This window comes from Allobosea sp. CER48 (genome assembly GCF_044752385.1).
In the GTDB taxonomy this organism is placed as follows: domain Bacteria; phylum Pseudomonadota; class Alphaproteobacteria; order Rhizobiales; family Beijerinckiaceae; genus Allobosea.
Map to the genome: position 1 here is coordinate 1 of NZ_JBIWYK010000627.1, position 1489 is coordinate 1489.

Consider the following 1489-nt stretch of genomic DNA (forward strand, 5'->3'; position numbering starts at 1 on the left):
GGCAAGCGAAGCGGTACGGCGAAGCGCTCGGCATTGGCGCTTGCGGCGTGATGTGCCGCAAGCTCGCCGACGGTCGCGATCCAGGTTCCGGGCGAGGTGGTCACGACATCGAGGAGCTTTTCCAGCATGCGGATGCGGCCGGCGCGGCCCGAAATCCAGTCATGGATCGTCAGCATCATCATCCGGCCCTCGCGATGAAGCACATGCCATTCGTCGAGCCAGGCATCGAGGATACCGCCCTGCGGCGAAGGCGGAGCGCGGTCGGTCGGGCTGCCGGTGAAGCGGAAATAGATGGCATCGTCGACAGCCCAGAGCACGGGCACCTGCGTCACGCCATCGATGGTGTAGGGGTGATCGAACCCCATCAGCGAGGAATCGTAGAGGCCGCGGCGCTTGATCTCGGCCAGCATGAAGGGCGTCATCTCCCAGGCCGGCGAGCGGAAGCCGGTCGGGACGATGCCGGCCTGGCTCTTGAACAAGGCCAGCGATTCATCGAGCGCGCGTGCGAACTCTTCCGGCCCCGCCTCGGTGGCGAGCTCGTGGAAATAGCCGTGCAGGCCCACTTCATGGCCGCGCGCGACGAAGGCCGGCAGCAGCTCGGGATGGTTCTTCGCCACCAGGCCCGGCACGAACATCGTCGCCTTGATGCCGTAGCGGTCGAGCAGGTCGAGAATCCGCCATATCCCGATGCGCGGCCCGAACAGGCGCTGCTCGATCTGGCCGAGCGTCTGCGGCGCATCCGTCGCTAGGCTCCATTGATAGGGGCTCTCGGCATCGACATCGACGGTGAAGCAGAAGGCGCTGCTCCTGCCCTGCGGCCATTCATAGGCCGAGACGGGGAAGCTGGCCGGAGGAAGGCTATCCGGGTTCATGATGCGGCCCTCATAGCGCGCTCTTCTTGTCCTGATGGACCGCGAGCGTCCCGGCCGAGTTGCCGCCATCGACCGTCAGCGTCGCCCCGGTGACATAGGCGGACGCGTCGCTGGCAAGATAGAGCAGCGCATTGCCGACATCCTCCCGCGAAGACGGGCGGCCGAGCGGGATCTGCGAAACCGTGTTGCGGATATGCGCCTCGGAGAGATTGCTGACCGTGCTGCCGGCCGCGAAGCCGGGTTCGAGCGCGTTCGAGCGGATGCCGTATTCGGCGAGCTCGACGGCAAAGCCCTTGGTCAGGCGATCAAGCGCAGTCTTCGAGGTCGAGTACACGGTCGCCGTGCGCCGCATCTTGCGCGAAGCGCCCGAGGAGATGTTGATGATCGAGCCCTTGACGCCCTGGCGCACCATCTGCGTCGCCAACTCGCGGCTCAGGATGAAGGGGGCGCGCAGGTTGATCGAGAAGATGCGGTCGAAATCTTCGGTGGGCGTATCGAGCAGGAAGGCGCTGGGATAGATCCCGGCATTGTTGACGAGGATGTCGACGGCGCCCCAGCGCCTTCCGATCTCGTCGGTCAGCGCCTTGATCGAGGCCTCGTCTGTGAGATCGGCGGCC

Annotated in this window: 2 protein-coding genes; both read right to left on the reverse strand. The window is 65.7% G+C overall.

What is annotated here, in order from left to right:
* A partial coding sequence (locus ACIPIA_RS16120) for a polysaccharide deacetylase family protein (RefSeq protein ID WP_400510985.1) occupies positions 1 to 872 on the reverse strand: 872 nt, incomplete at its 3' end.
* Between the two features lie 10 nt (positions 873 to 882).
* On the reverse strand, positions 883 to 1489 hold a 607-nt coding region (locus tag ACIPIA_RS16125; protein ID WP_400510986.1), incomplete at its 5' end, for an SDR family NAD(P)-dependent oxidoreductase.